We start from the raw sequence: 13,626 nt of genomic DNA, 5'->3' as shown, positions 1-13,626 counted from the left end.
AAAGCTACTTGGCTGTCCATCCGCCATCGACATGAAGGATTTGTCCCGTTACATAGGCTGATGCATCTGAGGCGAGGAAAACCACGGGTCCATCCAAATCAGACAGTTCTCCCACCCTTTTCTGCATCGTAGCATTGACAATATTTTGATATCTCTCCGCATCATCTAACCACCCCGCTGTCATGGGCGTACGGATGTATCCCGGTGCAATGGCGTTTACCGTGATGTTATACGGCGCCAATTCGTCTGCCCAAACTCGTGTCAGTTGATTGATTCCGCCCTTGCTTGCCGCATAGGAAGTCTGAAAAGCCATCCCGACCGATCCGAAAATGGATGATATATTGATGATCTTCCCATACTTTTGCTTCATCATTTGTTTAGCCGCCGCTTGTCCAACGAGGAAAATTCCTTTTAAATTGACGGACAATACCTGATCCCAATCGCTTTCTTCGACTTCGACCAACGGCTTCCGTATGTTCATTCCGGCATTATTGACCAAGATGTCAAGAGAACCGCACCGATTGACGATGGTTTCAACCAAATCGTCGACTTCTTCCTTATTTGTCACATCGGCGGCAACATAGAAAGCCTTAATGCCCTCTCCATTCAGTTTTTCGACAGCCGCTTTCCCTGCATCCGCACCCCGACTGGCAATTACCACTTGTGCTCCATGCCTCCCCAGGGAACGGGCCATTCCGAATCCGATTCCCTTGCTCCCGCCGGTCACGAGAGCGACTTTGCCTGATAAATCGAAAATTGAAATTTTCATATCAGTCTTCCTTTCCAGATATTTCAAGCGATTCATTGATTATAGATATTTGCTGATTTCTTCGTAATCTTTTCTTTGAGATTTACTCATCCCCATATTCAAGCAAAAAACATGCCAACAACTCTATAACAGTATTAATATTTATAAGTTTTTGATGTTTGGCACAATATTTGCAAATATTTTTATTGGAAAACAATCGAATTTAAAAATTTTAGGAGGGATCATTGCATGGGTAATGCAGCTAAAAAAGTTTGGGGGTATAGGCATATCGTTTTATTGGTTCTCTGGTTGCTCTACATTGTCAATTATTTTGACAGAATTTCCGTATTGACGTTTCTTCCGTATATACAGAGAGATCTGAATTTAACGCCGGTGGAAATCGGACAACTCGCCTCAGTTTTCTTCTTTGCTTACGCCTTGGCCCAGGTCACAGCGGGTTTTCTGGCTGATAAGTTTGGATCGAAAAAAATCATGGGCATAGCCATTATTGTATTTACAGCGGTTACAGCCCTGACCGGTGCGATTCGAAGTTTCGGGCAATTTATCGCCCTTCGTATCGGTTTAGGATTGGGAGAAGGCCATCATTTTGCGCCTGCCTGCCGGACCATTAACCATTGGTTTCCTATACAAGAAAGAGGCAGAGCAACTTCCTTCTTCACCACTTCGTGGGCGATTGCGCCGGCCATTGTCCCCGTCTTGATTACTTCTTTATCGGCTTACGTCTTCAGTGGCGAATGGAGGCCGGTATTTTACTTCTTAGCGATACCAGGAATTATCGCTATCTGGGCGTTGTGGTATTTTGTGTTCGATTCGCCGAAAGAGGCATTAAATAAGGGAAGAATCAGCGAGGAAGAATATCATTTGATTAACCAAGCAAGCACGGCAAAAGAAGAGGAACCTAAAAAGAAGAAAAACTACGGTATTTTCCTGAAAGACGGTTACTTCTACGTTTATGTTATAGCTTTGTTCAGCCAGCTGATGGTCTATTGGGGAATTACAACCTGGCTAACTACTTTTCTTGTCAAGCAGCACGGAATGGATATTAAACAGATGGGCTTTTTTGCATCCGCACCCTATATTGTCGCTTTCTTCGCTATGATGTTGGGCGGATGGCTGATGGACAAAGTATTCGGAAGAATGAAACCGGTTGCATTAATCGCTTACTTGGGAGGAATACCGGTGCTATGGTTCCTCGGAGTCGTTGAAAAAGGTAACAATGGCCTTCTTCTCATGCTGTTACTGCTTGCCGGATTTTTTATCAACCTTAACTTCGGCTCGATCTATGCATTTGTGCAAAAACGGTATCCAAAGGAAATCGTTGGAAGTGCCACAGGTTTAGCCAACGGACTGGGGCAGATGGGGTCTTTCGTTTCTCCGTTGGTAGCTGGTTATTTAGTTCAAACAGGGCCTAATGGAGCACAGGATTTTAGCATGGTATTTTTATTCTTTGCTCTAGGTTCAGCGGTTGCTGCTCTCTGTTCCTTCATCCTGAAAGAAAAACAAATCGAAACCTCTGAATAGTCTATATAAAGAAAAAAGGCGAAAACGCCAACAGTCTTATCACCGGTAATTAAAAAGGGGCTAACCTTAGAGTATATGATACTTTGAGACTTAGTCCCTTTCTTCTTTATAGCCAATTAAGTTTTTCTTTTCAAACTCGCATATTCAGCATGATCTCATCAATTTTTCGGTTATCTTTTACCAGGCTGATTCCAAAAAGAATCAGTTTAAAAACATACCATCGTTGTTTCCCCTTAAATTGTAAGGTTCCACTACTTTCTCATATTGATTCAAAAAGGAATCGTTGATGAAATTTGTAATCGCTTTCATTTCAAACCTATGCGATGCATTTTCTTGACCAAGGCAGATTGGCTGATCCCTAAGATTTTGGCCGTTTTACGTGTGGTTTTATACTTAGCCAGATAATCTCTGATTATTTTTCTTTCAAATTCTTCTACCATGCTCTTGAGAGAGATTGGCTTCCGAACATCCTGGTTCAATAAGGAGAAAGGGAGATCGCTGACTTGGATTTCTTCATGATCCACAGTCACAACAAGCCTTTCGATGAGATTTTCCATCTCTCTGATATTCCCCGGCCAATCATAATGCTCCATCATATAAATAACTTCGGGATGGAACCGCCGATTGAAGCCATAGCGCTTATTCATTTTATTTAAAAAATAATAAGCCAGGGGGGCGATATCCGCTTTTCGCTCGCGAAGCGGCGGAATTTTAATCGGAACAATATTCAATCGGTAGAATAAATCCTGACGGAATTGTCCGTTTTGCACCATCATTTCCAAATTCTTATGTGTAGCGGAAATGACTCGAACGTCAATTTTGATGTTCTTCCTCCCCCCCACTCTTCTGATTTCAAATTCCTGCAACACTCTTAACAGCTTTGCCTGCAGATCCAACGGCATATCCCCGATTTCATCCAAGAAGATGGTTCCTCCGTCGGCCTGCTCAAACAAACCGGGTTTGCCGCGGCTATCTGCTCCCGTAAAGGCTCCTTTTTCATATCCGAACAGTTCAGATTCGAGCAAATGCTGAGGGATGGCTGCACAGTTGACTTTAATGAGAGGGGCTTGGGCACGGTCACTATACTTGTGGATCAAATTGACGATTACTTCTTTTCCTACGCCCGATTCGCCGTGAATCAAGACTGTCGAATCAACCCTCGCAACTTTCTGGGCCAGATGAATGACATCCATGATTTCTTTACTGTGAGCAACCACTCCATCCATCATCATCTGAACGCTTTCCTTTTTCTTAAATTCCTCAATTTCATATAAATACTGATTCGACAGCGCTTTCGTTTTCTGCAGTTCGAGCTTCAATTGATTAAGCTCGGATATGTCCCGCACATTGGTTACAACGTACAAAATTTCTCCGTTTTCATCAAAAACCGGATTTCCTGTAACGAGAACCTCTTTTTCTTTGACTCTTTGAATGATCGTATGAGTCCGTTTTTTATCCAAAACCATCAATGTCACGGATTCTGAGATGATTCCTTCATTGACTAGATCTCTTATATTTTTGTTTAAAAGCTCCTCAGGCTTCACACCCGTAATCCGGGTATAGGCTTCATTGACCATCAACCCATTTCCATCCTTATCAGCTACGTAAATACCGTCATAACTTGATTGAAAGATAAACTCAAACAACTGATTCATGTTTATTCCCCTCCTGTTCGTTCGGAGAATTATTATTCTATTATAACTTAAAATTATTCATAAATCGATGAATTTCCTAATTATTTCGATTACACCTTTGTTCGCTTATCTTTTTTGGCATGAAAATTGCTTTATAAATTTATTAAATAATTTAATAGGAGTGATGAAGGTGTTTGATTTTAGTCCAACTCCCGAGCAACAAGAGATGATAGAAAAGGCAACTGCCTTTATGGAAGAATACGTATACCCGAATGAAAAGCATATGATTCCTCATCGCGGTTTGCCGGATGAGATTTTAAAGACGCTGCAACAAAAAGTAAAAGACTTGGGTCTATGGGCAGGGCATATGCCCAAGGAAGTCGGCGGCATGGGCATTGGATTCGTTTCTCTCGGCCTGCTTTCGGAAATTATAGGAAGGAGTCCGATTGCTCCTTACATTTTTGGTTCGATGGCTCCACATGCAGGAAATGCGGAGATTCTATGGCATGCCGGAACACCTGAGCAAAAAAGAAAATATCTGATTCCTTTGGTGAATGGGGATATCTATTCTTGCTTTGCCATGACCGAGCCCGAGGTATCCGGTTCCGACCCGACCATGCTGCAGTCCCGCGCCGAAAAGGACGGGGATGAGTGGGTCATCAATGCCCATAAATGGTTTACGACCAGCGCAATCGGCGCGTCCTTTTCCATTGTCATGGCCATGACAGATCCGGATGCTCCACCACATGAACGGTACAGCTTGTTCATTGTTGATGCGGATAATCCCGGTTTCGAAATTATCAGGGAGCTGCCTGTCATGGGTGATCATTTTGCCGGCGGTCATTGTGAGGTTCGCTACACCAATTGCCGCGTTCCAGCGGAGAATATGCTTGGAAATCGCGGAGAAGGCTTTAAGTTAGCCCAGCTACGCCTGAGGTCCGGCCGCATCACGCATGCCATGAGATGGATTGGCGTAGCCAAGCGGAGCTTTGATCTGATGGTGGAATACTCTCTCAAAAGGGTTACTCGCGGAAAAACATTGTCCGAGTTTCAAACCATTCAGAACTTCATAGCCGATTCAGCCACGGAAATTGAAGCAGCCCGTTTGATGACCCTGTATACCGCATGGAAGATGGATCAGGGTGATGAAGCCCGCAAAGAGATTTCCATGATCAAATTCTTTGGTGCAAAAATACTGCATGATGTCATTGACCGTGCGATCCAAGTTCATGGTGCGCTAGGGATAACCGCGGATACACCGTTAGAAGGCTTTTACCGGGAAGCCCGTTCGGCACGGATCTACGATGGCGCCGATGAGGTTCACCGCATGGTCGTGGCGAAACAAGTCTTGAAGGCATTTCAAAAGAGGTGATGAGAATGGGTCAAGGAGATCTTCAAACGATGGGTTCCACCCCAGAGATCAAATGGGATCAGATCGAACGCTTTGTTCGATTTCATGTGGAAGGACTTAGTGAGAAACCCATGCAAGTGAAACAATGTTCCGCCGGTTATTCCAACTTAACTTACCTGATCCGCATCGGCGATTGGGAGGGTGTACTCCGCCGCCCGCCTTTTGGGACGATCCCTCCCAAAGCCCATGATATGGAACGGGAATACCGGATCCTGAAAAAGCTCCATCTGGTGTTTCCTTTGGCCCCTAAACCTTATCTCTATTGTGAAGATCCGGAGATCATGGATAAACACTTCTATATTATGGAAAGGAAACAAGGAGTGGTATTGGATGAAGTTATGCCGCCTGAATGGGCGAAACAGGAGGAAATCTGCCGCATCATCTCTGAGACTGTTGTGAATACCCTGGTACAGCTGCACGACATTGATTATCGGGAGGCTGGCTTATCCGATATCGGACGACCGGAGGGATTTTTGGAGAGGCAGGTTCACGGTTGGATTAAACGATATCAAAATGCGAAAACCGATGAAATCAGGGTAACCGGAGAAATCGAAAAATGGCTGCTAGAGCATATACCTGCCTCTCCTTCTCCGACCATCATACACAACGATTTCAAATTAAATAATATGATGCTGTCGCCCAACGATCCCAGCCAAGCGGTGGCTGTCTTGGACTGGGAAATGTGCACGATCGGCGACCCTCTGATGGATCTGGGAGTTACCCTTGCCTATTGGACGGAAGAAGGAGAAGCAGAAACAGGCCTTACCTCGATTACCAAGACCGCCGGTTTCATTAAACGCCGGGAATTCATCGATCTTTACGCACAAAAAAGTGGAAGGGATCTATCTCATATCCATTATTATGTCACGTTTGCTTTCTATAAGATTGCGGCTGTCCTTCAACAGATTTACTTTCGTTGGAAAAAAGGTGAAACGAAAGACCAACGTTTTTCAAAATTAAATGTTGGTATAGGTAATTTAATGGAACAAGCATATCGAACTCTAAGAAAAGAACTGTTCTAAGTGGATCATGCGAAGGATTCACGTCAGAAGATAACCTTGCCATTATTTACGAAACAAGAGGAACTTGCTATAACTAAATTAGCTATAGCGATTCCTTTAGAAAAATAGACTAGGAGCCGATTGCCAAATGAATTTAAGATTGCAAAAAGAATTGCCTGATTGCCAACAATTTTTTGATCTATACCAAACAACCGGATGGAAACATCCTTTTAATGACCAGCAACTATTTCAAGCCATTTCCAATAGCTGGTTCACTCTTAGCGCCTACAAGAATCAGGAACTCATCGGCTTTGGAAGAATTATTTCCGATGGAATATACCAGGCTCTCATCTGTGACTTGATCGTGAAACCAGAATTCCGAAATCATGGAGTTGGAACGACTATATTACGAGCATTATTGGAAGAATGCAGGCAACATAACATCCTGCTTGTTTCACTTTTCAGTGCCCGCGGAAAATCAGACTTTTACAAGAAATTTGGTTTTGTTGAACGGGATGCCAGTGCGCCGGGAATGATATGGGATCAAACCAAATCCCCCTTTTAAACTGTTGCATATTGATCAATGAACAAAAAGCACTCGCCAGAAAACAAACAGCGTGTCTGGTGAGTGCTCCTGTTCATTCATATTTTAAACGCATCATAGACCGCTTCTTTCTCCCAGATCTCTTCCATCTTGGTTAAATGCTCTGAAATCGCATGGTAGTTCTTTTTGGCGATGGCAGTCAACAATGCATTGATCAGGCTAAGAGGTGCTACAAATGAATCGTGAAAAGAAGGCAAATGGCTGGCAGCCAGCAGATGGAGGCTTGAATAATTGACGGCAGGCGAGGTCAGCTGATCGGTGATCGCCAAGGTTTTTACGCCTTTTTCATGAGCAAATTTCAAAGCCTGGATCGTACGGGCCGTATATCGGGAAAAAGTAATTCCCAGCACAAGATCCTCTTCCCCCAACCGAGCCAGATGTTCAAACATGGTATCGGAGTGGGAAAGAAGATGAACTTCTTTCAATAACAATCTCAAATAAAATGCCAGAAAATAACCGAGAGCATGTGAGCTACGGAAAGCCACAATGGTAACCGAGCGTGCGTTGGTGATCAATTCGACTGCTTCATGAAATACTCGACGATCAAGCGTTTGCATCGTTCGCTGGATATTGCGGATATCATCGGATAATATATCAAAAGCCAATTGGTTTTGGACAGCATATGTATCGTCTGCTATTTTCAATCGCTCCACTGTATTCAAACGTTCCCGCAAATAAGACTGGAGGGCCTCCTGCATATCCGCATAACCCTGAAAACCGAGATAGTTGGCAAACCGAACCACTGTCGCTTCACCTACACCCGCCCGCTTCGCCAATTGGGCAACCGTAAGAAACGGGACTTCATCGATATGTTGTTCGATGAAATGGACAATCTTTAGTTGGGATTTGCTCATTTGCCCTTTTTTCTCTTTAATTCGCTCAAAAAAGCTATTCTTCATCTGACTTCACCTGATCCATTTTTTCACACCTTGCTCAAAAAGGTTGAGTGTTTCGTGGATAACAGATAAATCATGTGCGGTCGAAACCGAAAACCGATTGAGCGGCTTCACATAAATTCCTTCACTCAGCAAGAGATAGTCCAGTTGTTTCCGCAGTGATAAATCAGACCTCAATACATCCTGGATATTACGAACTTCATTCTTTGTCAACACAATATTAAATATACTTCCATCTCCTACTGTTGTTCCCTCTATTCCATAATGTTGAAAGATCTCCTCCACTCCCTTTCTCAGTTGGATGGTATGCGATTCAAGCTTTTGGAAAGTGGAGGGATTTTTCAACTCCTGAATCGTCGCTAATCCCGCCGCTAGAACTGTCGGATGGCCATTATATGTTCCGCTATGAAACAGGGTATTCGGTTGTGATGGGGACGAATCATGATCTGCCACTAAAATATTCTTGTCATCCTTACTGGCACAAAGGGATAAAATCTCTTTCTTCCCTCCAACCGCCCCAACCGGGAATCCGCCACCCAACACTTTTCCCAGAGCAGTCAAGTCGGGTTTGACTCCATATTTCCCTTGCGCACCAGCCAAACTGATCCGAAACCCTGTTTTCACTTCATCAAATATCAAAACAATTCCGTAATGCTCAGTAAGTTCACGTAATCCTTTTAGAAAAGCAGGTTCTGGCGGAATATATCCAGCTTGTACAGGTTCTAGAATCACGGCAGCCAACTCTTGGTGGTGTTTTCTTAAAATCGCCTCCGTTTGTTCCAAGTCATTGAAAGGCAAAACAATGGTATTTTCTACATAATAGTCGGGAAGTCCCAGCGAATCGGACTGAACTCGCGGGAGTTCCCCTTGATCACGTAATGTAGGTTGTACACTGATTAAAACCTGGTCATATCCTCCATGATAATGTCCTTCAAACTTGGCGATCTTCTTTCTGCCTGTCCAGGCAAAGGCTAGCCGAATCGCCAATAAGGTGGCTTCAAGCCCTGAATTGGTAAAACGAACGGATTCGATCCCAGGATAAAGGTCAACCAATTCCCTGGCAATCGTTAATTCCAGTTGGTGCGGTGTCCCCAGTACCATCGTCCCCATTTCACTTAGCTGTTTTTCCACTGCCTGAATCACCTTTTGATGCCCATGACCCAAAACCAATGCTCCATAACAAAGGTTATAGTCAATATACCGATTTTCATCAATATCGTATAGATAAGCACCCGCCGCTGATTTCATTGTAATTGGATAAGGCGCAAAAAACTTGATATTCGCATTGACTCCTCCTGGAATCACCTTTTTGGCTTCCTCATGATATTGAAATGAATTGACCGTTTTTTCCTCATAAGCCGTTCGCATATAAAATCCTCCTTATGAAATATATACTCCATTTAATCCTTTATTTTGGAGTATATATTTCATAATAAAAGAAATCAAACACGTATTTGCTGAAAAAAGAAGAAATCAGGCTGTATTTGCCTGATATAACGAATTATCTCTAAGATTTAAGCTTATTCACCTTTTTTCAGATAAAAACTGGGCATATACCTAAAATCATTCTGGGCATTTGCGGAATACAATAACACAAGGATAAAAAAGGCGAGGAGGATTCCATTGTGCAAATTCATGTGGTTCAAAGCGGCGAAACCGTATGGACGATTTCCCGACGCTATGGCGTAAGCGCAAACCAGATCGCCAGAGCCAACCAACTACCCAATCCAAATGTTTTGGTTATTGGCCAATCCCTTGTCATCCCTACACCCGATCGGATTCATGTGGTTCAACCAGGTGAAAGCCTATGGGTAATTGCTCAGCGCTATGGTACCAACGTCCAAACAATCATGCAGGAAAATCGCATTACAAATCCTTCCATGATCGATAGCGGACAGGTTTTGCGCATCCCACAACGCCCCAAAACCAACATTGAAGTCAACGCCTATGTCACAACCATGGGTGAGCAAGGAAGAGCATTGGTTCGTGATACTGGCCAACATCTCACTTATGTGAGTCCATTCAGTTATCAAATGCGGCCCGATGGCAGCTTGACTCCTCTAAATGATTCAGCTGTTTTGGAAGCGGCACGTGCTGAAGATGTGGCCCCTCTCATGGTGGTCACCAATATCGACGGCAAAGGGGCATTCAGCTCCGAGCTCGTTCATGCTGTACTATCCAGTCCAGAAGCACGAGAACGTTTAATAACCAATATACTCGAAACGTTGCGAAACAAGGGATATCGAGGGATCAATTATGATCTCGAGTATGTCCCGGAGATAGATCGTGAATTATATAATCAACTTCTGCGACGAACGGTTGAACGACTGCGTCCTGAAGGGTATCTTACTTCGAGTGCAGTGGCCCCCAAAACCAGAGCTGATCAGGAAGGTTTACTTTATGAAGCGCATGATTATGCCGCTCATGGCCAAATACTTGACTTTGTCATTTTGATGACTTATGAATGGGGATGGGCTGGTGGACCACCGCTGGCCGTCTCTCCGATCTATGAGGTACGTAAGGTGTTGGATTACGCAGTTACAGCCATCCCTCGGAACAAAATCCTGATGAGTATTCCATTATATGGTCGCGATTGGACCCTTCCCTTTGTTAGGGGCGGACGACCGGCTGCCACACTCAGCCCACAAGAAATGATCAGCCGTGCCATTCGCTATCGCGCTTCGATTCAGTATGATTACAGGGCTCAAGCTCCTTTCTTTCATTATTTCGATGAGCAAAGGCGTGAACATGAAGTCTGGTTTGAAGATGCACGTAGTATACAAGCCAAGTTTAATCTCGTAAAAGAATACGGCATTCGTGGGATCAGCTATTGGACTCTTGGTTTCCCATTCCCACAAAATTGGCTATTGCTAGAAGATAATTTTCGAGTACGAAAGCTGTAGTAATGAAAAAGCGGGGTTGAAATAATCTTCCCCGACTCTTCTCATTCCCATTTTTGATCTTCTGTAAGTTCTCCCGTTTCAAAAAAATGTTTGAAAGCTTTAATCATATCACTATATTCAACAAGATATTGCTTGGGTATGTCAGTCCCAACTCTCTCAACTGTAATTGTAATGTATTCTTCATTTTCCCTCGGTACTGAGGGATTGACTAAATTTACTAGAGATCCATCATAGAAATAGGAAACGTGATATAATCGGATCCCATTTTCTTCGTTCCCCCCAGCAACCAGCAAATCCCCAGCTTCTTCGCATTCCAAAAAAACATTGTCAAGATGATCATATCCATCCACTTGATCCAGGACTGATTTAATCTGGTCCCAACTTGGATTAGATATGACTTCTTTTTTTCTAGGCTTTAAAATATGTAGTTTCCACTTGCGCATACTTTTTTTCCTTTACCATGATTTTCTTTTGAAATTTGGATTAGGTTTTATGATTTGCATTTCACTTGGCTTATCACTGTTAGCTCATTAATGGAGCATTTCTGTTTTGCTGAGCTAATGGCCACGCTACCTTCGCCATTCGGACTTGAAATCAGACTACGCCCATGCCAATCGAACAAATAGAACCTTGAAGAAATAATCCTCAAGATTCACTTAAACATCTTAATCATTCAAATCTTTTTTTTCAATAAGTTCTGCTTCATAAAAACCTCAAAATCTCCTTTGAGGCTCCATATTACCATATCACCAACTTTTATCTTATCCCAACCAAAACTTCTCCTTCATGATATATTTCAATTACATATCCTGAAGATGGTGAAAAAATCCAAGTATCAAAACTGACAGCAGTAACATCATCAATACATTCTAGAACCTTTTTTAAATCAGTCTTTATAATAGGTAAAGTCCCCTCATCCCAAATTACATAAACAACTGTATTAAAATTTTCGTAACACTTTTCCAGATAAGCAGTTATGTCATTTACAGTATTTACATCTTCTTTTTTACTAACCTTGTCCCAATCAATACGTCCCCACTCAGTAAATGAAAAAAAGCTTTTAAAGGTATCAAGAATTTTCTCTTTTTCACTATCAGTAAAAATTTCAGTATCTGCACCTAAAACTTCAATACATTCATCTAATAAAGTCATTCAAATTTATCCTTTCCTATAAAAGAAACCTTGAAAAAGTGTTTCACATTTATCCAAGGTGTTTATCATTACTTATATTGTACAGTTCCTAAAAATCTAAACTGATTTGTTTCATTTATATTTCCATTATATAGAAAATTATAAAGTAAGATGACTGAGTTCGCTTCTTGATTTAAACATTCGCCGCAAATCTCGATAAATTTTGGGATTATTTCTTCGTCATAAGAAAAACCTTCAAGTAGAACGCGTAAATCATTTGATGATTTATTATAGCATTTTACTTCTCTAAAATCTTCATCATAGTAATCAATGTTAAAGTCTTTTTCAAATTCGGAAGGTAATGCATCCCCATCTTCTGTATAATTATTCGAAATATAGTCTTGAAGTTCCTTATATGAATGAGAATTGCCAATGAACAATGATACAAATCCTTCTTTCTCCATATACTCCCCCCCTTTTTTGGGTCAACAAACTTTATATCTTCTACAGCAGTCTCCCTACCGTTTAAAAGATAGAAGTTTGAGATACTAAATGCCACTCATGTGTACTACACCCGGACATCCAAGTTTACTTTCAATAGCATTTCTTTAGAGCCAGACCATACTTTGGCAAACTCATGTTGATTTAAGCAAGTCTCTAGCTGGTCATGATTTCTATTTTTTTCCACCAATATATGATATAATAAGTCCACGATCTCGAACGGAAAGGTTGGGCAAAATGGAAGAATTGAAGTCCCTGTTAATGGCTGTATTAGAAGCACAGCAACTAACAAACGCCAAATTGGATGCGCTGACAAAAGAAATGGAAGTAATCAAAACTTCCATTCAGGAAATTCCGGTTCTCAAACAATCCGTTCTTGAAATCATCGAACAAAGAGCGGATTCTTCTACAGAGTTTCTGAATGTTTCAAATGGAAAATTTCTTGTTAATGAGACGATCAGATAATGTCAGATGGATAAAAAAAAGAGAGCAAAAACGGCTCTCTTTCATTCATTCGTCTTGGTTGGTTGTTTCAATATCTCGATCTCTTCTTTAGTAAGCTCCCGATATTCTCCCGGCTCTAATGATGGGTCCAAGCGTAAAGACCCCATGGCCAATCTTTTCAGATAAACCACTTTTTTCCCGATCGCCGCAAACATTCGTTTGACCTGATGGAATTTGCCTTCGTAAATGGTTAACTCTACTTCGGATCGCAAACCCGAGTGAAGAACGTTTAACTCGCTTGGCATCGTCATATATCCATCATCCAATATAATTCCTTGACGAAAAGCGAGCTGATCTGCTTCTGTAACCTCTCCATCTATCACAGCATAATAGAGTTTGGGCACATGTTTTTTGGGAGAAAGAAGCTGATGAGCCAATTTTCCATCATTGGTAAGCAGCAGCAGCCCTTCTGTATCTTTATCCAACCTTCCAACTGGAAAAGGCTCAAAATGTTGATGTTCAGGTTCTAACAAATCAATGACTACTTCAGTAAAGCGGTCTTCGGTAGCAGACAAAACTCCTTGTGGCTTGTTCATCATGAGATATATGTATTCACGATACTCGACAGATTCACCATCCACTTCAATCACATCTTTATTGGGATATACGTGCATACCCGGATCATGGATACTTTCTCCATTTACAGTAACCAACCCGGCTTTTACCAACTTTTTTATCTCTTTCCTCGTTCCAAACCCCATATGCGCAAGGATCTTGTCGAGGCGTTGTCGTTTTTCATTGGACATATTCG

At 42.2% G+C, this 13,626-nt stretch carries 14 protein-coding genes; 6 read left to right on the top strand and 8 right to left on the bottom strand.

Annotation, left to right across the window (positions count from 1 at the left end; translation table 11 throughout):
* Positions 1 to 4: 4 nt before the first annotated feature.
* Positions 5 to 769: an SDR family NAD(P)-dependent oxidoreductase gene (locus tag BMZ78_RS07155; RefSeq protein WP_093229147.1), complete on the bottom strand. Its 765-nt coding sequence runs from the start codon at positions 767 to 769 to the stop codon at positions 5 to 7.
* Between the two features lie 228 nt (positions 770 to 997).
* Between BMZ78_RS07155 and BMZ78_RS07150 the strand changes: the two genes are divergently transcribed.
* Positions 998 to 2,290: an MFS transporter gene (locus BMZ78_RS07150; protein ID WP_093229145.1), complete on the top strand. Its 1,293-nt coding sequence runs from the start codon at positions 998 to 1,000 to the stop codon at positions 2,288 to 2,290.
* Between the two features lie 305 nt (positions 2,291 to 2,595).
* On the opposite strand, the gene BMZ78_RS07145 is transcribed toward BMZ78_RS07150, so the two are convergent.
* A complete protein-coding gene (locus BMZ78_RS07145) occupies positions 2,596 to 3,945 on the bottom strand; it encodes a sigma-54 interaction domain-containing protein (protein WP_093229144.1) in 1,350 nt (449 codons plus the stop codon).
* A 163-nt stretch (positions 3,946 to 4,108) separates the two neighbouring features.
* On the opposite strand from BMZ78_RS07145, the gene BMZ78_RS07140 reads away from it, so the two are divergent.
* From BMZ78_RS07140 to BMZ78_RS07130, 3 genes are all read left to right on the top strand, one after another.
* Positions 4,109 to 5,296 carry an acyl-CoA dehydrogenase family protein gene (locus BMZ78_RS07140; protein WP_245739770.1) on the top strand — a complete coding sequence of 396 codons (1,188 nt, stop codon included), beginning with the start codon at positions 4,109 to 4,111 and terminating at the stop codon, positions 5,294 to 5,296.
* A gap of 5 nt (positions 5,297 to 5,301) precedes the next feature.
* Complete coding sequence (locus BMZ78_RS07135) at positions 5,302 to 6,357, top strand: phosphotransferase family protein (RefSeq protein ID WP_093229140.1); 1,056 nt, start codon at positions 5,302 to 5,304, stop codon at positions 6,355 to 6,357.
* A 127-nt stretch (positions 6,358 to 6,484) separates the two neighbouring features.
* Positions 6,485 to 6,901: a GNAT family N-acetyltransferase gene (locus BMZ78_RS07130; RefSeq protein WP_093229139.1), complete on the top strand. Its 417-nt coding sequence runs from the start codon at positions 6,485 to 6,487 to the stop codon at positions 6,899 to 6,901.
* 77 nt (positions 6,902 to 6,978) lie between these two features.
* Here the strand turns inward: BMZ78_RS07130 and BMZ78_RS07125 are convergent, their stop codons facing one another.
* A complete protein-coding gene (locus tag BMZ78_RS07125; RefSeq protein WP_093229137.1) occupies positions 6,979 to 7,839 on the bottom strand; it encodes a MurR/RpiR family transcriptional regulator in 861 nt (286 codons plus the stop codon).
* Between the two features lie 6 nt (positions 7,840 to 7,845).
* Positions 7,846 to 9,204, bottom strand: a complete 1,359-nt coding sequence (locus BMZ78_RS07120; protein ID WP_093229136.1) for an aspartate aminotransferase family protein — start codon at positions 9,202 to 9,204, stop codon at positions 7,846 to 7,848.
* Positions 9,205 to 9,461: 257 nt separating this feature from the next.
* On the opposite strand from BMZ78_RS07120, the gene BMZ78_RS07115 reads away from it, so the two are divergent.
* Positions 9,462 to 10,739, top strand: a complete 1,278-nt coding sequence (locus BMZ78_RS07115) for a glycoside hydrolase family 18 protein (RefSeq protein ID WP_093229134.1) — start codon at positions 9,462 to 9,464, stop codon at positions 10,737 to 10,739.
* A gap of 41 nt (positions 10,740 to 10,780) precedes the next feature.
* Here the strand turns inward: BMZ78_RS07115 and BMZ78_RS07110 are convergent, their stop codons facing one another.
* The 3 genes from BMZ78_RS07110 to BMZ78_RS07100 all read right to left on the bottom strand — a co-directional run bounded on the left by BMZ78_RS07110 (position 10,781) and on the right by BMZ78_RS07100 (position 12,334).
* Positions 10,781 to 11,182, bottom strand: coding sequence for an Imm1 family immunity protein (locus BMZ78_RS07110; protein WP_093229133.1), 402 nt, complete (start codon positions 11,180 to 11,182; stop codon positions 10,781 to 10,783).
* Positions 11,183 to 11,495: 313 nt separating this feature from the next.
* Positions 11,496 to 11,891 (bottom strand): CDI toxin immunity protein, encoded by a 396-nt coding sequence (locus tag BMZ78_RS07105; RefSeq protein WP_093229131.1) that lies wholly within the window; start codon positions 11,889 to 11,891, stop codon positions 11,496 to 11,498.
* Between the two features lie 68 nt (positions 11,892 to 11,959).
* Positions 11,960 to 12,334 (bottom strand): immunity 22 family protein, encoded by a 375-nt coding sequence (locus BMZ78_RS07100; protein ID WP_093229130.1) that lies wholly within the window; start codon positions 12,332 to 12,334, stop codon positions 11,960 to 11,962.
* A gap of 274 nt (positions 12,335 to 12,608) precedes the next feature.
* Between BMZ78_RS07100 and BMZ78_RS07095 the strand changes: the two genes are divergently transcribed.
* A complete protein-coding gene (locus BMZ78_RS07095; RefSeq protein ID WP_093229128.1) occupies positions 12,609 to 12,836 on the top strand; it encodes a hypothetical protein in 228 nt (75 codons plus the stop codon).
* Positions 12,837 to 12,877: 41 nt separating this feature from the next.
* On the opposite strand, the gene BMZ78_RS07090 is transcribed toward BMZ78_RS07095, so the two are convergent.
* Positions 12,878 to 13,621, bottom strand: coding sequence for a pseudouridine synthase (locus tag BMZ78_RS07090; protein WP_093229127.1), 744 nt, complete (start codon positions 13,619 to 13,621; stop codon positions 12,878 to 12,880).
* Positions 13,622 to 13,626: the final 5 nt, after the last annotated feature.

The sequence above is a fragment of the Thermoflavimicrobium dichotomicum genome (assembly GCF_900114055.1).
Lineage (GTDB): Bacteria > Bacillota > Bacilli > Thermoactinomycetales > Thermoactinomycetaceae > Thermoflavimicrobium > Thermoflavimicrobium dichotomicum.
Note: the sequence above shows the minus strand (reverse complement) of the source record. Positions and strands in the feature narration are given on the sequence as shown.

Excerpts from the sequence above, each read along its gene's own strand:
- BMZ78_RS07110 (WP_093229133.1), bottom strand. The coding sequence starts at position 11,182 with ATGCGCAAGTGGAAACTACATATTTTAAAGCCTAGAAAAAAAGAAGTC.
- BMZ78_RS07090 (WP_093229127.1), bottom strand. The coding sequence starts at position 13,621 with ATGTCCAATGAAAAACGACAACGCCTCGACAAGATCCTTGCGCATATG.
- BMZ78_RS07145 (WP_093229144.1), bottom strand. The coding sequence starts at position 3,945 with ATGAATCAGTTGTTTGAGTTTATCTTTCAATCAAGTTATGACGGTATT.
- BMZ78_RS07120 (WP_093229136.1), bottom strand. The coding sequence starts at position 9,204 with ATGCGAACGGCTTATGAGGAAAAAACGGTCAATTCATTTCAATATCAT.
- BMZ78_RS07135 (WP_093229140.1), top strand. The coding sequence starts at position 5,302 with ATGGGTCAAGGAGATCTTCAAACGATGGGTTCCACCCCAGAGATCAAA.
- BMZ78_RS07105 (WP_093229131.1), bottom strand. The coding sequence starts at position 11,891 with ATGACTTTATTAGATGAATGTATTGAAGTTTTAGGTGCAGATACTGAA.
- BMZ78_RS07140 (WP_245739770.1), top strand. The coding sequence starts at position 4,109 with ATGAAGGTGTTTGATTTTAGTCCAACTCCCGAGCAACAAGAGATGATA.
- BMZ78_RS07100 (WP_093229130.1), bottom strand. The coding sequence starts at position 12,334 with ATGGAGAAAGAAGGATTTGTATCATTGTTCATTGGCAATTCTCATTCA.
- BMZ78_RS07155 (WP_093229147.1), bottom strand. The coding sequence starts at position 769 with ATGAAAATTTCAATTTTCGATTTATCAGGCAAAGTCGCTCTCGTGACC.
- BMZ78_RS07130 (WP_093229139.1), top strand. The coding sequence starts at position 6,485 with ATGAATTTAAGATTGCAAAAAGAATTGCCTGATTGCCAACAATTTTTT.
- BMZ78_RS07150 (WP_093229145.1), top strand. The coding sequence starts at position 998 with ATGGGTAATGCAGCTAAAAAAGTTTGGGGGTATAGGCATATCGTTTTA.
- BMZ78_RS07125 (WP_093229137.1), bottom strand. The coding sequence starts at position 7,839 with ATGAAGAATAGCTTTTTTGAGCGAATTAAAGAGAAAAAAGGGCAAATG.
- BMZ78_RS07095 (WP_093229128.1), top strand. The coding sequence starts at position 12,609 with ATGGAAGAATTGAAGTCCCTGTTAATGGCTGTATTAGAAGCACAGCAA.